Genomic DNA, 23022 nt, shown 5'->3' with positions numbered 1-23022 from the left:
CACGCAGACGATTGCGTGGCGCGCGGTCGTTACCCCGGCAGTGGCAGTTCTCCGTGGCCCTCCGGCAGTTCTCCGTGCCTCCGTGGTGAAAGAGTCCAGCGCGGTGGCGGCCGTGTCGCCGCACGGTAGCTTTTCATCGGTCCCCGAGACGAGGAAGAGATGAGACGACTCACGTGGTTCGCGCTCGCTATCACGCTGCTCGCGCCCTCGGCGGCCGCCGCGCAGTCGGGAGAGGCGACCCTGCGGCAGTACGGCACTCCCACCCCCGTGCCAAACCCGTCGTTCCACGGCGACAAGACCGTGGAGTACAAGGTGCTATGGGACGTCAGCACCGCCCCGGCCCGTCCGAGTGAGATGCCCGCCGGGATGGCGCGCCCCGCGAACTTCCTGATGATCGCCGATGCCAACGGCATCGAGCGCGCCAAGGTGCACCTGGCGCTCATCATCTCGGGGGGCGCGGTCGGCTCGGTGATGACGAACGAAGCGTACCAGGCGGTCAACGGCGTGGACAATCCGAACATTGCCCTGATGAAGGCGATGAGCGATGCCGGGGTGCAGATCATCGTCTGCGGGCAGGCCATGGCCGGACGCAAGATCAGCCGCGAGCAGGTGCTGCCCTTTGTCCTCGTGGCGACCTCGGCCACCTTTGCGCGCGCCACGCTGCACGCGCAGGGCTACGCTACGTTCGCGCCGTAAGTCGTCCGCCTGCATTCGGCGCGGCCACGTCGGCCGTGCCGCGCGTGATCGTACGCTCAACCGTCCTGATCCACTGAGCCATGCGTACCCGTCGCTGTCTCCTAACTGCGGCTGTGCTCGCCGCCTCCGCCGTGCCCCTTGCCGCGCAGTCGCCGGCGTTCACCGTCGCGGCAAGCCGATGGGACTCTGAGAGGTTCGGCAACCACCGCGCCGTGGTGCGCGTGGACGCGAGCGGCCGCTGGGTGCACGTGCGCGTGCCGTGGCGCCGCCCGGACAGGGGGGCGGCTACCAAGGCGGCCATCATCACCACCGAGGCGGGCGCGGTGGTCGCCAACGTCCGTCGCGGCACGGTCACGCAGGCGGCCGGCGAATTCGACTTCGAGCCGATAGCAGGCGCTGGGCGCTACTTCCTGTATTACCTGCCGTACAAGTCGGGCGGGCGCTCCAACTATCCCAACGTGAAGTACCTCCCCGTCACGAACACGGCCGACAGCACGTGGCTCGCGGCGTTGGCAGCGGCCGGCGCAGTCCCGACGGCGAGTGTGGAGCGCTTCGAGGCCGTGGATTCGCTGAACAGCTTCGCGCCGATGGAAGTGATCGCCACTCCCGATGAAGTGTCGCGGCTGGACGCCGCCTCTCGCGACGCGGCGTTCGTGGTCTTCCCGGAGGATCGCCTGCACTCCATCCGGATGCGCGACCAGTTGCCGCTGCGCTGGGTGGAGCGCGGCTCGACGGCGCGGTTCGCCGACGCCGCGCGCCGCGGCGAGTTCCTCGCCTTCCAGTTGGGCGTCTGGGCGCGTCGTCCGCTGACCAACGTCCATGTGACGTTCAGCGACCTCAGTGGGCCCGGCGCCGTCATTTCCGCCTCGCGCCTCACCTCGTTCAATGAGGGCGGCATCAACTGGGACGGAGCGCGGCTCAGGAAGCGCGTGGATGTTGCGGCCGGCGCCGTACAGGCGATGTGGTGCGGCGTGGACGTGCCAATGGACGCGCTCCCAGGCATCTACCGCGGCACGGCAAGGGTCGGCGCTGAAGGCGCGGCCCCCGTGACCATCGCGCTCGCCATCACGGTGGGGCGCGATTCCGTGCTCGCCGGCGGCGCGAACGAGCCGGAGAAGCTGACGCGGCTCAAGTGGTTCAACTCAACGCTCGGCCAGCGCAACGACGTCATCGCACCGTACACGCCGATCGTGGTCGAAGGGCGCGTTCTGAAGATTCTCGGGCGCTCCATCACGCTCGATGCGTCGGGGCTGCCGGCGAAGATCGAGACGTTCTTCACCCCGGAGATGACGGGGGTCGGAGCGAAACCGAACGCCGTGATCGCGGAGGCGGTGAGGCTTTCGGTGGTGCAAGGGCACGGTGCAGGGTGTGGTGCAGGGGCACAGGCACGGTGTGGCGAGGGGGGGACGAAGATCGCGCGGGCGCTGCGCTTCACCCGGCGCGAGCCGGGTACCGTCTCGTGGGAAGCCACCACCGACGGCGGTGCCTATGAGATCGCGGTGCGCGGCACCCTCGAGTTTGACGGCTTCCTGAACTACGAGGTCCGCCTGCAGGCGAAATCGGAACTCGCGCTCGATGACGTGCGCCTCGACCTCCCGTACGCGAAATCCGCGGCCACCTACGCCCTGGGGCTCGGCCTCAAGGGGCAGTCACGCCCGGCGTCGTTCGATTGGACGTGGGACGTCGCCAGGAAGAACCAGGACGGCGCGTGGCTGGGAGGCGTCAATGCAGGGCTGATGTTCTCGCTGCGCGCCGAGAACTACGTGCGCCCGCTCAACACCAATTTCTACCTGCAGAAGCCGCTGCTCCTCCCGCCGTCGTGGGGCAATGAGGGCAAGGGAACGATCTCCTGGCGCGAGGACGGGAACACCGTGCGCGTGCAGGCCATGAGTGGCGCGCGCACGCTCGCCGCCGGCGACTCCCTGCGCTTCGACGTGCGCTTCCTGATCACCCCGTTCCACGCGCTCGACACCGAGAACCAGTGGGCGCGGCGCTTCTATCATAAGTTCTCGCCCATCGACACCGTGATTGCCGCCGGCGCCACCGTGGTGAACATCCACCATGCCAACGCCATCAATCCGTGGATCAACTACCCCTTCATCGCGCACGACACGATGAAGGCGTACATCGATGCGGCGCACGCGCGCGGACTGAAGGTCAAGATCTACAACACCGTGCGCGAGCTCTCGAACCACGCGTACGAGACGTTCGCCCTCCGCTCGTTCGGGCATGAGGTCTACTCGCCGGGAGCCGGCGGCGGTTACTCGTGGCTCCAGGAGCACCTCGGCGACGATTACATCGCCGCCTGGTTCGTGCCGGACATCAGGGACGCCGCGGTCGTGAACAGCGGGATGAGTCGCTGGCACAACTACTACATCGAGGGGATCAACTGGCTGGTGAAGAACGTCGGCATCGACGGCCTCTACCTCGACGACGTCGCCTTCGACCGCACCACGATGAAGCGCGTGCGCCGCATGCTGAAGCAGGACGGCCATCCGGGCATCGTGGACCTTCACTCGGCCAACCAGTACAACGAGCGCGATGGCTTCATCAACAGCGCCATGCTCTACATGGAACTGTTCCCGTTCCTCGATCGCCTGTGGTTCGGCGAATACTTCGACTACGAGAAGAGCTCGGCCGACTTCTGGATGAGCGAGGTCAGCGGCATCCCGTTCGGCCTGATGGGTGAGATGCTGGAAGGGGGCGGGAATCCGTGGCGCGGGATGGTGTTCGGCATGACCAACCGCATGCCATGGTCGGCGCAAGCCGATCCGCGTCCGCTCTGGAGGCTGTGGGACGCCTTCGGCATCAAGGGCTCCACGCTGCTCGGGTGGTGGGCGCCGTCGGTGCCGGTGACCACGGGACGCGACGACGTGAAGGCAACCGTCTTCCGCCGCAACGGCCGCGCGTTGGTGGCGGTGGCGAGCTGGGCGCCCACCCCCGTCTCGGTGCGGATGAATGTGAACTGGACGGCGCTCGGCATTGATCCGGCGCGCGCCCGATTCTACGTGCCGGCGGTGCAGGGACTGCAGGCGGCGCAAGAACTAAAGCCGGGCGATGCCATCGAGATCGCGCCGGGGAAGGGAATCATCTTCATCATCAGGTGATCGTGATGCGCAATCGCCGGGAGAGCGAGGGCGCGCGCCGCGCGGTGCGCGGCGTGCTGATGGCCGGACTGATGCTCATGACGTCGTCAGTTGTGGCCGCACAGGGCGCCAGCCGGAGGGTCGCTGTCGGCAGGAGCGCGGGTGGGAGGGGCGCGTCGCAGGGCCAAGCCTCGTTCGGCCCGGCGCGCGTGCGCGAGTATAAGCAGTCGTTCCCCACATATCCGTTCAGCGACCCGAACCCGATTCCGGTGGTCGGGCGCATCTATCCGTACTTCCGCTTCGACGGCTTCAGTGCCACCAGCGTGCCCAAGGACTGGAAGGTGGTGGAACTGGAGAACGACTTCATTCGCGTACTGATCACCCCGGAGATCGGCGGCAAGATCTGGTCGGCGGTGGAGAAGAAGTCGGGACGGCCGTTCATCTATTACAACCACGCCGTCAAGTTCCGCGACATCGCGATGCGCGGGCCGTGGACGAGCGGCGGCATCGAGGCGAACTACGGAATCATCGGCCACACGCCCAACGTCTCCACGCCGGTGGACTACGCCACCCGGCGCAACGCCGATGGCAGCGTGTCGTGCATCACGGGAGTCTTCGACCTTCTCACCGGTACCACGTGGCGCGTCGAGACGCGCCTCGCCCCCGACCAGGCGTACTTCACCACCACCTCCACGTGGTACAACAGCTCGTCGCTCGAGGAGCCGTACTACACGTGGATGACGGCGGGCATCCCGGTGCAGGGGAACCTGCAGTACGTCTTCCCGGGTACGGGGCAGATCGGTCACGACGGCGAACTGGGCGATTGGCCCGTGAACCGCAAGCTCAACCGCGACGTGTCGTGGTACGAGCGCAACGACTTCGGCCCATACAAGTCGTATCACGTTGTCGGCGGCGAGGAGGACTTCTTCGGCGCCTACTGGCACGAGCAGGACTTCGGCATGGCGCGCGTGGCGCCGCGCGACGAGAAGCCGGGCCAGAAGATCTGGATCTGGGGGCTCTCGCGGCAGGGGATGATCTGGGAGCAGCTCCTCACCGACACCGATGGCCAGTACTCCGAGCTTCAGTCGGGGCGGCTGTTCAATCAGTCCGCCGAGGGGAGCACCTTCACGCCGTTCAAGCACCGCGGCTTCACGCCGCAGGCGGTGGACCGCTGGACGGAACGATGGATGCCCGTGATCGGCACGAAGGGCTTCGTGACGGCGCGTGCCGCGGGGGCGATGAAGGTGTCAAAGGATGGCGACCAGATTATCGTGGCGATTTCTCCATCCGAGCCAATCGCTGACTCGCTCATCGTGACGGCCAACGGCAAGCGCCTTGCGGCGCGGCGCGTCGTGCGAGCCCCGTTACAAGCGTGGGCCGACACCATCGCGGCGCCGGGAGTCGACCTGTCGTCGGTTGTCGTCGTGCTTGGCGATCGCCGGATCGAGTGGCGCGGCGATCCGGCCGCGACGTCGCTCGACCGGCCGCTGGTCACGCCGAAGGCCTTCGACTGGACCTCCGCGTACGGGCTCTGGCTCAAGGGCAAGGAGCTGATGCGGCAGCGCGAGTACGTGCGCGCCGAGCCGCTGCTCGACAGCGCGCTGGCGAAGGAGCCGTATTTCGTGCCGGCGCTCGCCGACCGCGCCGCGCTGCACCTGCGCGCCATGCAGTACGCCGACGCGCGCCGGGTGGCGATGACGGCGCTCGCCGTGGACGCCTACGACGGCGCCGCCAACTACTACTACGGCGTCGCCAACCGCCGGCTCGGTCGCGCGGCCGACGCGCGTGATGGCTTTGAGATCGCCTCGCAGTCGGCCGAGTATCGCGCCGCCGCCTGGACCGAACTCGCGAGACTCTGGCTCGCCGAGGGCGATGAAGCGCGCGCCCTCTCGTACGTGGACAAGGCGCTCACTGTCGACGACGCGAACTTGGCGGCGCTCGCGATGCGCGTCGTGGTCGCACGGCATCGCGGCGACGCGAAGGGTGTTCAACGATGGCTTGGCGCACTCGAGGCGGCCGATCCTTTGAGCCACGTGGCCCGCTACGAGCGCCTGCTCGCGCAGAAGGCGCCCACCTCCGGACGCGCGCTTTTGAGCGGCGTGCGCGCCGAGATGCCGGAACAGAGCCTGTTCGAGGTGGCGTCATTCTATCAGTCCATCGGCGATCGCCGTGCGGCACTCGACGTGCTCGAAGGCGTCGGTGATCACCCTGAGGCGCTGTACTGGCGCGCGGCGCTGCTGCAGGGCACAGCGCGATCGTCTGCCGCGTCGAGCGCAGCGATAGCGGCGAGGCCCAGCGACGATCCCACGTCGTTGATCGAGCGCGCCAACGCCCTCTCGCCGCGCTTCGTCTTCCCGTTCCGTCCGGAAGTGCTCGACGCGCTTGAAGGAGTCGTGCGGCAGAACTCATCATGGAAGCCGCGCTACTACCTGGCGCTCGGTTACTGGGGGACCGGACGCGTCGCGCAGGCGGCGCTAATGCTCACCGGGCTGGCGCGCACCCCCGACTACGCGCCGTTCTACGCGGCACGGGCGTCGCTGCCGGGACGGGCGGCGCACGACGTGATCACCGATCTCGAGCGCGCCGCGTCGCTGGACACGGCCGAATGGCGCTACGGCAAGCTGCTCGTCGAAAGGCACCTCGAGCAGCAGGACACCGCGCGCGCACTCGCCGTCGCCACGGAGTACGCACGGCGCCTCCCGTCGTCGTACATCCTCGCAATGACGCGCGTGCGCGCCCTGATGGGCGCCCAGCGCTACGCCGAGGCGGATGCGCTGCTCGGCACGCTCACGATCATTCCGTTCGAAGGGTCAGCCGAGGGGCACGCGCTGCATCGCGAGGCCAAGCTGATGCTCGCGGTGGACGCCATGCGCGACGGCCGCTGGGAAAACGCGCGCGCCTTGATTGCCGCCGCGCGCGAGTGGCCCGAGCGACTCGGGGCGGGGAAGCCGTACCCCGCCGACGTGGATGAACGGCTGGAGGACTGGCTTGCGGCCGACGTTGCGCGTCGCATCGGGGCACCGGAAGCGGCCGCCGTGATGCAGACCCATCCGATGCCCGAGGCGACGGGGCTGGCCGGGCGGGTGATCGCGCGGTGGAGGACGCTGGATCGCTGAGCGGCGTCGCGGGGGCGAAGACGGTGCCGGTCGCGTGGAATCGGTGACGGTTTAGGTGTGGTGAGCGTGCAGCGTACCGCATGCTCGCCACCGTCCATTCGGCCGCCGTCATCGGCGTCGAGGCGCATCCCGTGCTCGTCGAGGTGGACGTGGCGCGCGGGCTTCCCGCCTGGTCGATTGTCGGGCTCGCGTCGAATGCGGTGAAGGAAGCGCGCGAGCGCGTCAGCTCGGCGCTGGTGAATGCGGGCTTTGAAGTGCCGGCACGGCGCACGACCGTGAACCTGAGTCCCGCCGACCAGGTCAAGACCGGCACCGCCTTCGACCTTCCCATCGCCCTCGCCGTGCTCGCCGCGAGCGGACAACTCCCTCCCGAGTGCGTCGAGGGACTCTGTGTGGCTGGCGAGCTGGGGCTCGACGGCACCGTGCGTCCCATCCGCGGTGCGCTCTCGATGGCGCGGCTCGTGCAGCGGCGCGGCTATCGCGCGCTCGTCCTTCCCGAGGCGAATGGCGGCGAGGCGTCGCTGGTGGGCGACGCGCAGCTTGCGGGGGCGACGACCCTCACCGCGCTAGTGGAACAACTGCGCGCGGGGCGGCTCGTCGCCCCGGTCTGCACGAGTGCGGCGACGAGCGCGCTCGATGAATCGCTCGACCTAGCCGACGTCGCGGGGCAGGGGATGGCCAAGCGCGCGCTGGAGATCGCCGCCGCCGGCGCGCACAATCTGCTCCTCGAAGGACCGCCTGGCGCGGGGAAGACGATGCTCGCCCGCCGGCTCCCCGGCATTCTCCCGCCGCTCACACCCGACGAGCACCTCGAGGTCGTCGCCATTCATTCGATTGGCGGCGTCCTTCCCGCTGGCACCATTCCGGGGCGAGAACCGCCGTTCCGTGCGCCGCATCATACCATCTCGCAGGCCGGGCTCATTGGCGGCGGAAGCGGCCCGCGTCCGGGCGAAGTGAGTCTCGCCCATGCGGGAGTTCTGTTCCTCGACGAACTGCTCGAGCTGCCGCGCTACGTACTCGACGCCATGCGACAGCCGCTCGAGGACGGGCGTGTGGTGATCGCACGCGCCGCCCAGGCCGTGCTGTTTCCCGCGCGCTTCATGCTGGTCGCCGCCACGAACCCCTGCCCGTGCGGCGGCGTCGGCGCCGCGCCGCGTCTTCCCCTCGCCGCCGGCGCCCCTCAGCCGCCGTTCAACGATGGCGGCACGGCCTGCCGGTGCAGCGCCGCCGACATCGCGCGGTACCGCGCGCGGCTCAGCGGCCCGCTGGCCGACCGTCTCGATCTGCGCGTCACCGTGGCGCCCATCGCGCTTTCCGCGATGCACGACAACGGCAACGAGACGTCCGCGACCGTGCGCGCGCGAGTCGTTGCGGCGCGCGACCGGCAGCGCGCGCGCTACGCGGCGCTCGACGGCGTACGCGCCAATGCCCAGGCCCCGACGCGCGCCCTTCGCGGCGCCCACGGCCCCACGCCCGAAGCGCACGCCTGGCTGGTGGACGCGGCCAGCCGCCTTCATCTCAGCGCACGCGGTTATGCACGCGTACTGCGCGTCGCGCGCACCATTGCCGACCTGGACGGCGTCGAGCGAGTGGAGCGCGATGCCGTGGCCGAGGCGCTCGCGTTCCGCGGTGTGGGGTGAACCCCCACATCGAAGTGAGAGGATTCCCGAAGGAATTCCACGCATCAGGCAGGCATCTTTCGCGTCGATACACCGCCGAAGGTCGCGCACGACACGGCGTTCGGCCCCATTCGCACACGCTGGCTGCCTCCTCGGCGGCATGCAGTTCGGTGCATCGAGACGGGCAGCAATAACCGGCGGGCCACGATGCAGTGGCGCCGCATCAGGTCGCGCTATGGCCTGCGCCCTCTCCGAGGTTTTCATGCGTCGTTTCGCTCTCGCCGCACTGCTGCTTGCGGCCCTTCCAGCCACGGCTGCCGCTGCCGTGCTCGGTTTCTCCGGTCCCAGCGTCGGTCCGGTGCCAGTCGAATTCATCCTGTTCGGCATTGTGCTCGCCGGCGTCGGCATCTTCCATCACCACACGTTCCGCATCGCGGTCACCGGCGCCATCGTGATCGCGGCGTACAAGATCGTTGCGTCGCCGTTTCGCGAGGGCGCAGGCTTCGGCGGCTTCCTTACACACGTCGAGCACGAATGGGTGATTCTCACCAACCTGTTCCTGCTGTTGATGGGTTTTGCCCTCCTTGCGCGCCACTTCGAGGAGAGCGGCGTCCCCGCCATGCTCCCGCGCTACCTCCCCGACGACTGGAAGGGGGCGTGGATTCTGCTGGTCGCCGTGGCATTCATCTCGTCCTTCCTTGATAACATCGCCGCCGCGCTCATCGGCGGCGCCGTGGCGCATACGGTGTTCAAGGGGAAGGTGCACGTCGCATACATCGCGGGTATTGTCGCCGCCTCGAACGCCGGTGGTGCCTTCTCGGTGGTGGGTGATACCACGACCACGATGATGTGGATCGCCGGTGTGAGCCCGGCGGAAGTCTTTGAGGCGCTGCTCGCCACGGTGGTCGCGGTCGTCCTGCTCATCCCGCTGGCGATGAAGCAGCAGAAGTACCAGCCGATCCAGGCCGATCCGGAAAAGAGTGCGACCATCGACTGGGTGCGCGTGGGCGTCGTACTGAGCATCCTCGCGCTGGCGATCATCGTCAACGTCGTGGCCAATACCCACTTCTACGAGATCTCCAACCTGGCGCCCTTCCTGGGCATGGCGGTGTGGGTGGCTATTCTTTCCACCGCCCCGCTGCGTAAGCCGGAGTGGAAGCTGCTCCCGGAGAATCTCAAGGGCACGATCTTCCTGCTCTCGCTCGTGCTCTGCGCCAGCATGATGCCGGTCGAGAAGCTGCCGACCGCCTCGTGGCAGACCGCAATGGGGCTTGGCTTCACGTCGGCCATCTTCGATAACATCCCGCTCACCGCGCTGGCGCTCAGCCAGGGCGGCTACGACTGGGGCTTCCTGGCCTTCGCCGTCGGCTTCGGCGGCTCCATGATCTGGTTCGGGTCGTCGGCTGGCGTCGCCCTGTCGAACATGTATCCCGAGGCCAAGAACACCAAGCAGTACCTGCGCCACGGGTATTGGGTGACGATCGCGTACGTCGTCGCCTACGTCACGCTGCTGCAGGTGCGCGGCTTCCACCCGGGGAGCACGCCGCGCACGGTGCAAACCGTCGAGGCGCCGACCGCGGTCGAAGCGCCGGCGGTTGTGCCGAGTACCGCTCCGGTGGCCGCTCCGGTCGCTCCGTAGTCGCGTTCGCTTTATCGAGTTTGTCGCCGCCCCGCACGGTTCGCCGTGCGGGGCGGAGTTCTTTGATGCACCGTGGAGTCACCGCGTCACCGCGTCACCGCGACGCCACGACGCCACGACGCCACGTCGCTGCCGGGTAGGGACTTGCGTCAAAGATATCTCAGTGGTAAGATAAATACTGGCGCCATCAGTACCGCAACGCACCACTTCCTGATTACGAGCCCACCCATGTCCACGCTCTCCTACGGTCTCCAGCCCACCGCCTACCGGCTTCCCGATGCCACGCGCCTCGGGCGCGCGCGGCTGCAAGTCACCAGCCTGGCCCGTTCGCTGGACTTCTACACGAACGTGCTCGGCTTCCGCGTGCTCGCGCGTCACGACGACTACGCGACGCTCGGCGCGCACGACGACGACCGTGCCATCCTCGAACTGCGCGACGGTGCGTCCAAGCCGGTGCCGCGCGGCGGGCGGCAGGGACTCTTCCATTTCGCCATCCTGCTCCCCGATCGCGCCTCGCTCGGGCGGTTCCTCGTGCACCTCGTTGCAATCGGTGCGCACGCCGGTTCGTCCGACCATCTGGTGAGCGAGGCCCTCTATCTCTCCGATCCCGACGGCCTCGGCATCGAGGTCTACGCCGACCGGCCGCGCGACACCTGGAAGCATGAGGGGCGCGAGCTGAGCATGGCGACCATCCCGCTCGACACGCGATCGGTCGCCGAGGCCGGCGCGGACGAGACGTGGCGCGGGATGCCGGCGGGGACCACGCTCGGCCACATGCACCTGCACGTGGGTTCGCTCGAGGAGGCGCGCGCCTTCTATCACGACGGACTCGGGTTCGACCTCGTCGTCTGGTCGTATCCGGGCGCGCTCTTCTTCTCGGCCGGCGGCTATCACCACCACCTCGGCACCAACACCTGGGCCGCGGGGCGGCCGAGTGCCGCCGCGGACGAGGCGCGGCTGCTCGACTGGGAGATTGTCCTCCCCGACAGCGCCGCGCTGGACGCCGCGTGTGCCCAACTCGCGTCGCGCGGCTACGTGCCCACGGCGTCGGCCCAAGGGTGGTCGTTCCGCGATCCGTGGGGGACGCAGTTCACGCTCGTCGCGGGGTGAGCGGGCCGATAGATTTCCGGCATGGCTCACTCCTCTCCCTATCGCCAACTCCCCGCCGCGCGTCGCGTCGACATCGTCACGCGCGCGATGAAGGCCAGCAAGGACATGCGCGCCCTGATGGTGTCGCGCATGCTCTCGCGCGGCCGCGGTTTTCGCCCGCAGACCCTGCTCACCTGGCCCGCCGACAAGCTGGCGCGTGAAGTCGTGCGCCTCGGCGTGGAGAATGCCGACGACGAACTGAACCTGCTCAACATGCTGTATGTCGAATTCGAGCCGCAGTTCCAGACGGTGTTCCTCGATGCCGCGGGCGTGAAGCACGAGAACGGCCAGCTGCCGGAGGAACTGCAGCCGCCGTTCGCGAGCGCCGAGGGCGTTGCGAAGGGAGTAGCCGCGGTGCTGGAGAAGTTCGGCGACGACGGTCGGCACTACCTGGTGACCATCGCCAAGTACAACGGCGAAGCGTGGCCGGGGCTCGATGCCGTACTCGCGGCGCTCCCCGCGGCGGCGCAGGGGTAACACCCCGCCACCGGGCGCGGTACATTCTCGCGGACTCTGTCCGTGAGATTCGCATGCGCGCCCTTCGGTTGCTTCCGCTCGTTGTAGTTCTCTCCGGCTGCTTCCATCGCGGCGGACTCTCCACCGGCGGCGTCGCGGCCGGCGGCTACGATGTCGTCATCGAGAACGGCCGCGTCATCGACGGCACCGGGGCGGCCTGGTACGACGGCGATGTCGCGCTGCGCGGCGATCGCATTGCCGCCATCGGGGCGCGCGGCGCCTTCAAGGATGCCCGTGTCGGGCAGCGCGTCGACGCCACCGGGCAGGTGGTCGCCCCCGGGTTCATCGACATTCAGGCGCAGTCGTACGGCAACTTCATGCGCGGCGACGGCCTCGCGCTGTCGATGGTGACGCAGGGGATCACCACCGCCATCCTCGGCGAGGGCGAGACCCCCGCGCCGGTGAACGACAAAATCCTCGCGCTCGAGACTGACACCGCGGCGCGCGCGCTGGCGCAGCGCTTTGCGGGCCCGCACGGTTTCGGCGACTGGCTGGAGTTCATGATCGGCCGCGGCGCGTCGCAGAACATTGGCTCGTTCGTCGGCAACGGCACGGTGCGCGTCTATGGCCACGGCGGCGGGATGGGGCCGGCGAGCCCGGTGGAGATCGACACGATGCAGGCGATGGTGCGGCGCGCCATGGAAGACGGCGCGTTCGGCATCGCGAGCGCGCTTATCTATCCGCCGAACGTGTACGCGAGCCCCGCCGAGCTGACGGAGATCAACAAGGCCGCGGCGCCGTACGGTGGCATCTACATCACGCACATGCGCAGCGAGGGCGACAAGTTCCTCGAGGGGATCGACGAGGCGATTCGTGTCGGGCACGGTGCAGGGGTGCCTGTTGAGATCTACCATCTCAAGGCGGCCGGCGTCCGCAACTGGCCGAAGATGGACATCGCCATTGCCAAGATCGACAGCGCACGCGCCGCGGGACAGGATGTGCAGGCCGATATGTACCTGTATCCGGCCGGCGGCAACTCGTTCGCGAGCTGCATCCCGCCCAAGTACGCCGCCGAGGGCAAGCTGCTCGACAACCTCAGGAACCCGGCGCTGCGCGCACAGATGATCGAGGAAATCCACGCGCGCGACGCGGGCTACGAGAACCTGTGCGAGGCGGCGACGCCGCCCAACGTGATGGTCGTCGGCTTCCGGAAGCCCGAATACCAGCAGTATGAAGGCAAGCGGCTCAGCGAAATCGCCGCCGCGATGAACAAGGACTGGGCCGAGGTGATCATCGACCTCAACGTCGCCGAGAATCTCGGGTTGAGCGAGATCCTCTTCCTGATGAGCGAGGAGAACATCCAGAAGCAGATTCGCCTGCCGTGGATGAAGTTCGGCACCGACGCCAGCACGCAGGACCCGGCCCGCGCGCGCGGCATGGTGCACCCGCGCGCCTACGGCAACTTCCCGCGCCTGCTCGGCAAGTACGTGCGCAACGAGAAAGTCACCCCGCTCGAGGACGCCGTGCGCAAGGCGTCATCGGCGGTGGCGACGCGCCTGCAGATCCACGACCGCGGCGTCATCAAGCAGGGACTCAAGGCCGACATCGTGGTCTTCGATCCGAACACGATCATCGACAACGCGACCTTCGAGAAGCCGCACCAGCTCTCCACCGGGATGAAGGATGTCTTTGTGAACGGCGTCGCGGTGGTGCGCGATGGGAAGCACACGGGAGCGAAGCCGGGACAGGTGGTGAGAGGTAGTGGGTACCGGCGATAGACTTAGCACGGAACGAGGAGGGGGTAGAGGCTAAGGGACGAGGAGGGAGAGTCGGAACGAGAAGTGGGATCTCTCGTGCGCCCTGAAGGCCTCCCTCCCCGTTCCGCATCCCGTCCCTCGTCCCACCGCCTCTACCTCCTCCTCGTTCCACCCCTCGTCCCCCCTCCTCGTCCCCCCTCATGCCCATTCAGCACGTCAGTGATACCGCCCGCTGGGTCGCCGTCTATCGCGCGATGGAAAGCGAGCGTCCCGATGCGCTGTTCCGGGATCCGTTCGCGCGGCAACTGGCGGGCGACCTCGGTCACGAGATCGTGCGCACGATGAAGAACGGTGTCGGCGCGGCCTGGTCGATGATTGTGCGCACGCAGGTGATGGACGAGCTGCTGTTGCGCCGCGTGCGCGACGACGGCGTGGACTGCGTCCTGAACCTCGCCGCGGGACTCGATGCGCGGCCGTTTCGCCTGGCGCTGCCGTCGACGCTGCGATGGGTGGACGTCGACTTCGCCGACGTGCTCGACTACAAGTGGACGGTGCTGAAGGACGCGACGCCATCGTGCCGCTACGAGCGAATGCCGGCCGACCTCTCGGACGCGACCGCTCGGCGCGCGATCTTCGCCGCGCTTGGGCGCGAGCACCGGCGCGTCTTCGTCATCGCCGAGGGACTCTTGATCTACCTGGGCGAGGAGGACGTCCTCGCGCTGGCGCGCGACCTGCACGCAGAGTCCTCTTTCCGCTGGTGGCTGATCGACCTCGCCAGCCCGCGCCTGCTCAAATGGATGCAACGTTCCTGGGGTAAGCGTGCCGCCGACGGCCAGGCGCCTTTCCGCTTTGCGCCCGAGGCGGGGACCGGCTTCTTCGAGCCCGCCGGCTGGCACGAGCTCGAGTTCCGTTCAAGCTGGCGCGAGTCCCACCGCCTGAATCGCAAGATGCGCGGCGCCTGGCTCTGGGGGCTCATCGGCCGGTTTTCGACCAAACGGCAGCGCCGCGAATCGGAACGGATGGCGGGAGTGGTACTGCTGGTAACTTCCAACGGAACGGGGAGGGGGTAGAGGCGTAGGGACGAGGGAGGGGAGTGGGGACGAGGAGGGGACACCGGCCCGTCCCCTCTCGTCCCCATCCCGTTCCTGCACTCGTTCCCCGTCCCTAAGCCTCTACCCCCTCCCCTTTACTTGTAGTGTCCGCTCACTTCACGACCGCCACGAGGTGAGCTTGCATCTTCCCCTCGATCGCTCCATCCCCGAACCGTCTCTGTAGTGCCGCCGCCGCAACCTGGGTGGCCACGTCGAGCCGGGCGGCGTCGCGCGCCTCGATCTCGTTGCGAATGGGCGTCCCCTGACAGAAGGCGACGGCTGGCTCGTGCGCTGATGGCGCGCAGCTGCGCGCACTTTCCGTCTCGAACTTCGGCACGTGCGAGAACCCTGCCCATTGCAGGTCGCGGGCGATCAGGTCGCGATCGAAGTAGCCGTGCGGCGTGCGACGCATGAAGGTGGGCGGATCGTCGGGAAAGACGTGCCGCAGCGAGTCATTCACGGTGTCCGCAAACTCGTTGTCCTCGATGCGGTCCCACACCGTGAAGACGAAGCTGCCCCCGCGGCGCAGGACGCGGCGGGCTTCGGCGTACGCGGCGGACTTGTCGGGGAAGAACATCACCCCGAACTGGCACACGACACAGTCAAAGCTCTCGTCGGCGAACGGCAGCTTCATGGCATCGGCCTGGCGCCACGTCACGGGGCGCGGCATGTCGGCGCTCACCGCGCGGTCAAGCATCGCGCGGTTCAGGTCGGTGGCCGTAAGGGTCGCCTTCGCCGGAAGGCGCTTGGCCAGCGCGCGGGTCACGACGCCGGTACCGGCTGCCGTCTCGAGCACGCGGCCGGCGCCGAGTGCGGCGACGCGTTGCGCCGTGAAGGCCGCGTACGGCTCGAAGAGGAGGGGGACGAGGTGACGCTCGTACAGCCGCGAAATGGCATCACCGAACGCGCTGTCGTTCTGGGGGGCGATCATGATGACTGTCCTGGGCACGGGGGGAAGGCCGGGACAACAATGCCGCGGCGGCGTCGCGACGCGGCAGGAGGATTCAGTCTATGCCGGAAGCTTCACGGAGAACAGACAACAAGGCGTCGGAACGAGGAGGGGGTAGAGGCGCGGGGACGAGGCGGGAGAGTCGGAACGAGGATGGGGATCTCCGCTCGTACCCTCTCGTCCCCGCCTCGTTCCTGCACTCGTCCCCCGTCCCTTGGCCTCCATCTCCTCCCCGTTCCGAGTCCCCAAATCTCCTCCTCGTTGCGGCACTTTCCAAGGTTCCGTCCGTATTAGTGGACACTACCTTTCCTTCATATGGATACCGATCGCGAACCCACGCCCCCCGGTGCCGTCGAAGCCCGGCTGCTCCGCAAGGAATCCCTGCTGCTCGAGTGGATCCGGCGGCATGGCTCCGTGCTGATCGGCTATTCGGGTGGCGTCGACTCCGCGTACCTCGCGTGCGTGGCGCTGGATGCCGTCGGGCCCAAGAACGTGCTAGCCGTCATCGGCCGCAGCGCGTCGTATCCGCTGGAGCAGTGGACGCGGGCACGGCAGGTGGCCGATGAGTTCAGGGTGCCGGTGCTCGAGATCGACACCGACGAGCTGCGCGATCCGCACTACGCGGCCAATCCGATCAACCGCTGCTACTACTGCAAGACTGAATTGTGGAGCAAGCTCGTCCCCATCGCCCGCGAACGGGGCATCGCGGTGATCGTGGACGGCAGCAACGACGACGACACCGCCGATTTCCGCCCGGGGGCGCAGGCGGGACGCGAAGCGGGCGTGAAGTCGCCGCTGCAGGAGTTGAAATTCTCGAAGGAAGAAATTCGGCAGCTCTCCCGGCTGCGCGGCATCCCGACGTGGGATCAGCCGTCCTCGCCGTGCCTGTCGTCGCGCCTGCCGCACGGCACCGAGGTGACGCCGCTGCGGCTCCGGAAAGTGGAAAACGCCGAACGGGCGCTGCGTGCGCTCGGGATCACCGGCAATCTCCGCGTCCGCTTCCACGGCGACACCGCGCGACTCGAGATGGACCATGACCAGATGGAACGCTGGAGCAGGCCCGCGCAGCGCCCGGCCGTGCGGGCGGCGGTGAAGGCCGCCGGATTCAGCCGGGTGGAACTCGACCTGCGTGGATTCCGCAGCGGCTCACTCAACGAACTGACTCGGGACGAGCGCGCCGATGCGCGCGTGCTCGACCTCTCGGAGAACGGCTGATGTTTGGATGCCTTGGACGCCTCGGCTGCCTGATCCTCCTCGCCGTGCTGGCGGTTGGCGGCTGGTACACGAAACCGTGGTGGTATCCTCGGGTGCGCGCGATGGTGGTCGCCACTCCGACGGCCTCGACGGTCACCTGGGCCCCCATCACCGCCGACGGCGCGAAGGCCGGCGCCCGCCTCGCGGCGCGGCTGACGGAAAAGCGCGGACCGGTCTACGCGACGCTCACGCCCGCCGAGTTCGCGGCCTGGCAGATGGAGCCGGCCATGAAGATCTTCGGCGCGACAGCAGGCAGCCCCGAGGCGGCCGTGCACGGCGACACGCTGCTGCTGCGCGCCAACGTGGCCGTCTCCGAACTCGGCGATCCCAAGTCGCTCGGGCCGCTCGGCTCGATGCTCGACGGGCGCCAGCCGGTGCTCATTGGCGGACAGCTGGCGATGGTGCAGCCTGGCGTGCTCGGCCTGCACGTCACGCAGATGACGGTCAACGAGCTGCGACTTCCCGGCGCGCTCATCGACCGGATCGTGAAGCGCATCAGCGTGCGGCAGCGCACCGACAGCCTCGCGCCCGGCGTGGTGGCCATGCCGGCGCCGCCCGGCGTTGCCGACGTGCGCATCTCCAGCGGCAAGATCGTGCTCTACAAGGCGGTCCCGTGAGCCGGCGCATCCTGGTGATCGACGACGAGCAGGGCATCCGCGACGCGCTGTCGCAGCTGCTCGAGTACGAGGGCTATGAAGTGCGCACCGAGGCGTCGGGCGCGGGCGGACTGGCGGCGTACGAGCAGTTCCGGCCGCAGCTCACCTTCCTCGACGTGAAGATGGCCGGGATGGACGGCCTCGAGACGCTGCGCCGCATTCGCGCGCTCGACGCGGCCGCCATCGTCGTGATGATCAGCGGCCATGCCACCATCCAGAACGCGGTCGAGGCGACGCAGGGCGGCGCCTACGACATCATGGAGAAGCCGCTCGACACCGACCGCATCCTCGTCACGCTGCGCAATGCCATCGGCCACCTCGCGCTGCGCGAGGAGAATGCACGCCTGCGCGAGGTGGTGGAGCAGAAATACGAGATTGTCGGCCGGTCGTATGCCATTCGCGCGCTCATCGAGACCATCGACCGCGTGGCGGCCACCGACGCGCGCGTGCTGATCACGGGCGAGAACGGCACCGGCAAGGAACTGGTGGCGCGCGCGCTGCACCGGCAGTCGCGGCGCGCGGCGGGGCCATTTGTGGAAGTCAATTGCGCGGCCATTCCCAGCGAGCTCATCGAGAGTGAGCTCTTCGGCCACATGAAGGGATCGTTCACCGGCGCGGTGCAGGACCGCGCGGGGAAGTTCGAACAGGCCGACAGTGGCACGCTCTTCCTCGACGAGATCGGCGACATGTCGCTGGCCGCGCAGGCCAAGGTGCTGCGCGTCCTGCAGGAGGGAGAGGTCACGCGCATCGGCGGGCAGAAGCCGCGCACGGTGGACGTGCGCGTGGTCGCGGCCACGAACAAGACGCTCGAGGAGGAAATCGGGGCCGGCCGCTTCCGCGAGGACCTCTACTACCGGCTCAATGTCGTGCCGGTGGTGGTGCCGCCGCTGCGCGAGCGGCGCGACGACATTCCGGTGCTCATTCAGTACTTCCTCGACCAGTTCGCGCCGAAGGGCTCGGCGGCCCGCGGGATGGAGCTGGCCGCCGCCGAGCGGCTGACCGCCCTCGAGTGGCCGGGGAACGTGCGCGAACTGCGCAACACCGTCGAGCGGCTGCTGATCCTTTCGCGCGGGTCGCAGGTGACCGTCGCCGATGTCGAGCGCCTCGTCGGCGCGCGCGCCGTCGAGGGGTCGTCGCTGGGCGGCCTCGATTCGTGCCGCACCTTCGAGGAATTCAAGCTGGCCGCCGAGCGCGCGTTCCTGACGGCCAAGCTGCGCGAACACGACTGGAACGTTGCCGAGACGGCCCGCGCGCTCGACATGCCGCGGTCGAACCTCTACAAGAAGATCGAGCGCCACGCCTTGGCGCGGGAGCAGTGATGAGCGACCGCAATTGGGACGCTGAACTCAAGAAGATCGATCGTCAGCTCGAGTCGGTGAGCGACGAAGCGCTCTTTCCGACCAAGGCGGCCAAGGGCGCACCCGCCAAGGCGCAGGCCGCTGAACTGCAGAAGAGCACATCGACCTGGGGCGTCTTCCTCCGTCTCTCGCTGACGGTGGCGCTTGGCGTGGGGATGGTCTTCTGGCCGTACAGCGCGCGCTGCGGGCTCGGTCTCACGGGGTACCTTGGCGCGGTCGCGGCCCTGCTCGTGAGCGGCATCTGGTCGTCGGTGTGGACGTTCCGGCATCGCGCGGGGAAGGCGCACACGCTGGCGCTGCTGCTCGTGCTGTGGGGGCTGGTGCTCGCGTCCATCGAGGTGCTGCCGCGCACGGGGTACGCCAAGCCGACGGCGGCGCACCCGGTAGGGTGGAGTTGCGCTAGGTAGGGGCGGGTTGAGTGTGGACGTCTGAGCGATGGCAGACGGCGGATGGCCGATGGCCGATGGCCGATGGCCGATGGCTGATGGCCGACGGCGGATGGCCGATGGCGGATGGCGGATGGCCGATGGCGGATGGCGGTGCTCCGCGCGGGGCGCCGCCATCTTCGTTCTTGCCGCCGCTGTCATCGGTACGCTGACAGCGCCCAGCGGTATTCCACGATGCCCGCCGACTCCCGTTCGAGCGTAGATTTCACCGCAGTACGGCGCCTGGCTTCTGCCATCCGCCATCTGCCATCCGCCATCTGCCATCTCCATGACACACTTCAAGAGTTTCATCGCCGGCCAGTGGGTTGAGTCCTCCACCGGCGAGTACGCCGAGAACCGCAATCCGGCCGACACGCGCGATCTCATCGGCCTCTTTCCCAAGGGCGACGCCAGCGACGTGAATCGCGCGGTGGCGAGCGCCAAGAAGGGGTTCGAGCTCTGGAAGAAGACCCCGGCGCCGGCGCGCGGCGATGTGCTGCGCCGCGTCGGCGACATCCTGGTGCGCCGCAAGGACGAAGTCGCCGACCTGATGACCCGCGAGATGGGCAAGCCGATCGCCGAAACCAAGGGCGACGTGCAGGAGGGCATCGACACCGCGTACTACGCCGCCACCGAGGGGCGCCGCCTGTTCGGGCACACGGTGCCGAGCGAACTGCGCAACAAGTGGGCGATGTCGTTCCGCCGTCCGATCGGCGTGGCCGGCATCATCACGCCGTTCAACTTCCCGCTCGCCATTCCGACCTGGAAGATCTTCCCGGCGCTGTTGTGCGGGAACTCCGTCGTCTTCAAGCCGGCCACCGACGTGCCGCACACCGGTCACGTGCTTGTGGAGATCCTGCTCGAGGCGGGGCTGCCGCCGGAGGTGGTGCAGCTGGTGCACGGTCCGGGCCGCGTGGGCAACGCGATCGTGAACCATCCCGACGTCGCGCTCGTCTCGTTCACCGGCTCCACCGAGACCGGCAGCAAGATCGGCGAGGTCTGCGGACGCACGCACAAGCGGCTGTCGCTCGAGATGGGCGGCAAGAACGCGATGATCGTGCTCAACGATGCCGACCTCGATCTCGCCCTCGACGGCGTGCTCTGGGGGGCGTTCGGCACCACGGGGCAGCGCTGCACGGCCACCAGCCGCCTCATCGTGCAGGACGGCGTGCACGACAAGTTCGTGAAGATGCTCGTGGATCGCGCCGCCAAGCTGAAGCTCGGCGACGGCCGCAAGAAGGGGACGGATGTGGGGCCGCTGGTGAATGAAGCCTCGCGGCAGAACGTCGAGAACTACGTACAGATCGGGAAGGGCGAGGGCGCCACGCTCGCGCTCGGCGGCCAGAAGGCCACCGGCGGCGACCTCGATCACGGCTTCTTCTATCAGCCGACCATCTTCACCAACGTGAAGGCGGGCTCGCGCCTGGAGCAGGAAGAGATCTTCGGCCCGGTGCTCAGCGTCATCAGGGTGAAGGACGCCGCCGAAGCGTTCACCGTGAACAACGATGTCGCGTACGGCCTGTCGTCCTCGGTGTACACGCAGGACGTGAACATCGCCTTCCAGGCGCTGCAGCATCTCGACAACGGGATCACCTACATCAACGCCCCCACCATCGGCGCCGAGGCGCACCTTCCGTTCGGCGGCGTCAAGGCGACGGGGAACGGCCATCGGGAAGGGGGATGGGAAGTGTACGAGTTCTTCTCGGAGACGAAGGTGGGATACATCGACTACAGCGGGGCTCTTCAGCGCGCACAGATCGACAACTATTAGGCCGCGCGGAACGAGGAGGGGGTAGAGACTTGGCGAGGTGGGATGGGAGTTGGAACGAGGAGGGAGCTCACTGGCGCGCCAGAGACCTCCCTCCTCGTTCCATAACTCAGCCCCCGTCCCTTGGCCTCTACCCCCTCCTCGTTCCGTCCGGCCCGTCCTCCTTGATTACCCGGTCCGCCCCGACTATCTCCCAAATGACCCCATGACCGTCCCCTCCCTCCTCCCCGACGACCTCGACCCGCCCCTCGTGAGTGGCGAGCCGCGCTTCGGGCCGACGCCGCGCCGCCGTCGCTGGCAGCCGTTGCGCGCGTTCTGGGAGTGGACAAAGTCGATGGCGACGGCGCTGCTGCTCTTCTTCCTCATCCGCTCGTTCATCGTCGAGGCGTTCAAGATCCCGAGCGGCTCCATGGAAGGGACGCTGCTCGTCGGCGACTTCCTGCTCGTGAACAAGATGGTGTATGGCGCGGAGGTGCCGTTCACCGGCACGCGCCTGCCGGCGGCGCACGCGCCGCTGCGCGGCGAGGTCATCGTCTTTCGGTGGCCGGTGGATCCGACGAAGGACTTCGTGAAGCGCGTCGTCGGCCTGCCCGGCGACACCGTGGGCATGGTGGACGGCGTGCTGCAGCGGAACGGCCAGCGGTTGCGTGAGCGCTACACGTCGCACACGGAGCCGGGCTCGGACCCGGTGGGCGAGGAGTTTCGCTGGCAGCGCGAATTCCTGGCCCGTCGATTGCCGAAGGGCAGGGCGTACCATCCCTCGCGCAACAACTGGGGCCCGCTCGTCGTTCCGCCGCGGCACCTCTTCGTGCTGGGCGACAATCGCGACAACTCGCTCGACAGCCGCTACTGGGGCTTCGTGCCGGATTCGATGGTGAAGGGGCGTCCGATCCTCGTCTATTTCAGCTACGCCCCCGACAGCACCTCGCCCGTCTCCTTCTTGACAAACGTCCGGTGGCGCCGCCTCGGCACGCGTGTTCGCTGACGGGGTGGGCTTCCGCACGGTCGCGACGCCCACCACATTCTGCACGGTATGACTGACCCATCAGAGCGCACGGGGCGTGCCCGCATGGCGGGAGCGCACCGCAAGAAGCACCAGTCAGAGGAAGGGTCGCTGGACCAGTACTTGCGCGACATCAGCGTCTTTCCGCTGATCACGCGCGAGGACGAGGTCGACCTGGCCCAGCGCATTCGCGCCGGGGACCAGGAAGCGCTCGACAAGCTGGTGCGCTCCAACCTGCGCTTCGTGGTGTCGGTCGCCAAGAAATACCAGAATCAGGGCGTGTCGCTCTCCGACCTGATCAACGAGGGCAACCTCGGCCTGATCCGCGCCGCCCACAAGTTCGACGAGACGAAGGGGATCAAGTTCATCTCCTACGCCGTCTGGTGGATCCGCCAGGCCATCCTGCAGGCGCTCGCCGAGCAGTCGCGCATCGTGCGCGTGCCGCTCAACCGCGCCGGGACGCTGCACCGCATCGGCAAGCGCGCCAGCGCGCTGCTGCAGGAACTGGGGCGCGAGGCGACGCACGCCGAAATCGCCGACGGGATGGACATCACCGAGGAAGAAGTCGCCCGGACGATGCTCATCTCGCAGACGCACCTCTCGCTCGACGCGCCGATGTCGCCGGGGGAGGACAACCGTCTGCTCGACTATCTCCCCGACACGGAAAGCCGCACCCCGGATGAGGAGACGTTCGAGAAGGCGCTCACCGAGTCGATCCACGAGGCGCTGCGCGGACTCAAGGAGCGCGAGGCGAAGATCCTCAAGCTCTACTTCGGGCTCGACGGCGCCGAGCCGATGACGCTCGAGGAGATCGGCGAGGTGCTCAACATCACGCGGGAACGGGTGCGGCAGATCAAGGAGAAGGCCCTGTCTCGCTTGCGGCATATTAGCCGGGCGAAGGCGCTGGAATCATATCTGGGGAGTTAGACTACGACAGAGTACGACAGAGTACGACAGAGTACGACAGAGTACGGCAGTGCTCAGGGCGCGGGGCGGGTGG

General features: G+C 68.0%; 17 protein-coding genes. 16 read left to right on the top strand and 1 reads right to left on the bottom strand.

Annotation, left to right across the window (positions count from 1 at the left end; all coding sequences use genetic code 11):
* Window positions 1-159 precede the first annotated feature (159 nt).
* The 9 genes from VGJ96_02885 (at window position 160) to VGJ96_02845 (ending at window position 14588) form a co-directional block, all read left to right on the top strand.
* Window positions 160-696 (top strand): DsrE family protein, encoded by a 537-nt coding sequence (locus VGJ96_02885; GenBank protein HEY3286046.1) that lies wholly within the window; start codon window positions 160-162, stop codon window positions 694-696.
* Between the two features lie 113 nt (window positions 697-809).
* The gene (locus tag VGJ96_02880; GenBank protein ID HEY3286045.1) at window positions 810-3803 is read left to right on the top strand and encodes a glycoside hydrolase domain-containing protein; all 2994 of its coding nucleotides are present in this window, start codon (window positions 810-812) and stop codon (window positions 3801-3803) included.
* 5 nt (window positions 3804-3808) lie between these two features.
* On the top strand, window positions 3809-6898 hold the full coding sequence (locus VGJ96_02875; protein HEY3286044.1) for a DUF5107 domain-containing protein: 3090 nt from the start codon (window positions 3809-3811) through the stop codon (window positions 6896-6898).
* Window positions 6899-6978: 80 nt separating this feature from the next.
* Window positions 6979-8538, top strand: coding sequence for a YifB family Mg chelatase-like AAA ATPase (locus VGJ96_02870; protein HEY3286043.1), 1560 nt, complete (start codon window positions 6979-6981; stop codon window positions 8536-8538).
* Window positions 8539-8779: 241 nt separating this feature from the next.
* Window positions 8780-10156, top strand: a complete 1377-nt coding sequence (locus tag VGJ96_02865) for an SLC13 family permease (protein HEY3286042.1) — start codon at window positions 8780-8782, stop codon at window positions 10154-10156.
* Window positions 10157-10384: 228 nt separating this feature from the next.
* Window positions 10385-11266, top strand: coding sequence for a VOC family protein (locus VGJ96_02860; protein HEY3286041.1), 882 nt, complete (start codon window positions 10385-10387; stop codon window positions 11264-11266).
* Window positions 11267-11287: 21 nt separating this feature from the next.
* Window positions 11288-11782, top strand: coding sequence for a hypothetical protein (locus tag VGJ96_02855; GenBank protein ID HEY3286040.1), 495 nt, complete (start codon window positions 11288-11290; stop codon window positions 11780-11782).
* 53 nt (window positions 11783-11835) lie between these two features.
* Window positions 11836-13539, top strand: a complete 1704-nt coding sequence (locus tag VGJ96_02850) for a D-aminoacylase (GenBank protein ID HEY3286039.1) — start codon at window positions 11836-11838, stop codon at window positions 13537-13539.
* 179 nt (window positions 13540-13718) lie between these two features.
* The gene (locus VGJ96_02845; protein ID HEY3286038.1) at window positions 13719-14588 is read left to right on the top strand and encodes a class I SAM-dependent methyltransferase; all 870 of its coding nucleotides are present in this window, start codon (window positions 13719-13721) and stop codon (window positions 14586-14588) included.
* Window positions 14589-14721: 133 nt separating this feature from the next.
* Here VGJ96_02845 and VGJ96_02840 read toward each other — a convergent pair whose 3' ends face one another.
* Window positions 14722-15540, bottom strand: a complete 819-nt coding sequence (locus VGJ96_02840; protein ID HEY3286037.1) for a methyltransferase domain-containing protein — start codon at window positions 15538-15540, stop codon at window positions 14722-14724.
* 333 nt (window positions 15541-15873) lie between these two features.
* Here VGJ96_02840 and larE point away from each other — a divergent pair, with 333 nt between their 5' ends.
* The 7 genes from larE to VGJ96_02805 all read left to right on the top strand — a co-directional run bounded on the left by larE (window position 15874) and on the right by VGJ96_02805 (window position 22949).
* Window positions 15874-16773: an ATP-dependent sacrificial sulfur transferase LarE gene (gene larE / locus VGJ96_02835; GenBank protein HEY3286036.1), complete on the top strand. Its 900-nt coding sequence runs from the start codon at window positions 15874-15876 to the stop codon at window positions 16771-16773.
* The gene (locus VGJ96_02830) at window positions 16773-17429 is read left to right on the top strand and encodes a hypothetical protein (protein HEY3286035.1); all 657 of its coding nucleotides are present in this window, start codon (window positions 16773-16775) and stop codon (window positions 17427-17429) included. Before larE ends, VGJ96_02830 begins: the two co-directional genes overlap by 1 nt.
* Entirely contained in the window at window positions 17426-18787 is a 1362-nt protein-coding gene (locus VGJ96_02825) for a sigma-54 dependent transcriptional regulator (GenBank protein HEY3286034.1), read from the top strand. Before VGJ96_02830 ends, VGJ96_02825 begins: the two co-directional genes overlap by 4 nt.
* On the top strand, window positions 18787-19233 hold the full coding sequence (locus VGJ96_02820; protein ID HEY3286033.1) for a hypothetical protein: 447 nt from the start codon (window positions 18787-18789) through the stop codon (window positions 19231-19233). Before VGJ96_02825 ends, VGJ96_02820 begins: the two co-directional genes overlap by 1 nt.
* Window positions 19234-19540: 307 nt before the next feature.
* Window positions 19541-21022, top strand: a complete 1482-nt coding sequence (locus tag VGJ96_02815; protein HEY3286032.1) for an aldehyde dehydrogenase family protein — start codon at window positions 19541-19543, stop codon at window positions 21020-21022.
* Window positions 21023-21224: 202 nt separating this feature from the next.
* Complete coding sequence (gene lepB / locus VGJ96_02810) at window positions 21225-22004, top strand: signal peptidase I (protein HEY3286031.1); 780 nt, start codon at window positions 21225-21227, stop codon at window positions 22002-22004.
* Window positions 22005-22052: 48 nt separating this feature from the next.
* Complete coding sequence (locus VGJ96_02805) at window positions 22053-22949, top strand: RNA polymerase sigma factor RpoD/SigA (protein HEY3286030.1); 897 nt, start codon at window positions 22053-22055, stop codon at window positions 22947-22949.
* Window positions 22950-23022: the final 73 nt, after the last annotated feature.

It is taken from the genome of Gemmatimonadaceae bacterium (genome assembly GCA_036504815.1).
Classification (GTDB): Bacteria; Gemmatimonadota; Gemmatimonadetes; order Gemmatimonadales; family Gemmatimonadaceae; genus PNKL01.
This window is presented reverse-complemented; position numbering and strand designations above follow the sequence as displayed.

Coding starts and splice junctions, on each gene's coding strand:
- VGJ96_02870 (HEY3286043.1), top strand. CDS start 6,979: ATGCTCGCCACCGTCCATTCGGCCGCCGTCATCGGCGTCGAGGCGCAT.
- VGJ96_02830 (HEY3286035.1), top strand. CDS start 16,773: ATGTTTGGATGCCTTGGACGCCTCGGCTGCCTGATCCTCCTCGCCGTG.
- VGJ96_02860 (HEY3286041.1), top strand. CDS start 10,385: ATGTCCACGCTCTCCTACGGTCTCCAGCCCACCGCCTACCGGCTTCCC.
- VGJ96_02815 (HEY3286032.1), top strand. CDS start 19,541: ATGACACACTTCAAGAGTTTCATCGCCGGCCAGTGGGTTGAGTCCTCC.
- larE (HEY3286036.1), top strand. CDS start 15,874: ATGGATACCGATCGCGAACCCACGCCCCCCGGTGCCGTCGAAGCCCGG.
- VGJ96_02885 (HEY3286046.1), top strand. CDS start 160: ATGAGACGACTCACGTGGTTCGCGCTCGCTATCACGCTGCTCGCGCCC.
- VGJ96_02865 (HEY3286042.1), top strand. CDS start 8,780: ATGCGTCGTTTCGCTCTCGCCGCACTGCTGCTTGCGGCCCTTCCAGCC.
- VGJ96_02845 (HEY3286038.1), top strand. CDS start 13,719: ATGCCCATTCAGCACGTCAGTGATACCGCCCGCTGGGTCGCCGTCTAT.
- VGJ96_02840 (HEY3286037.1), bottom strand. CDS start 15,540: ATGATCGCCCCCCAGAACGACAGCGCGTTCGGTGATGCCATTTCGCGG.
- VGJ96_02875 (HEY3286044.1), top strand. CDS start 3,809: ATGCGCAATCGCCGGGAGAGCGAGGGCGCGCGCCGCGCGGTGCGCGGC.
- VGJ96_02855 (HEY3286040.1), top strand. CDS start 11,288: ATGGCTCACTCCTCTCCCTATCGCCAACTCCCCGCCGCGCGTCGCGTC.
- VGJ96_02850 (HEY3286039.1), top strand. CDS start 11,836: ATGCGCGCCCTTCGGTTGCTTCCGCTCGTTGTAGTTCTCTCCGGCTGC.
- lepB (HEY3286031.1), top strand. CDS start 21,225: ATGACCGTCCCCTCCCTCCTCCCCGACGACCTCGACCCGCCCCTCGTG.
- VGJ96_02805 (HEY3286030.1), top strand. CDS start 22,053: ATGACTGACCCATCAGAGCGCACGGGGCGTGCCCGCATGGCGGGAGCG.
- VGJ96_02820 (HEY3286033.1), top strand. CDS start 18,787: ATGAGCGACCGCAATTGGGACGCTGAACTCAAGAAGATCGATCGTCAG.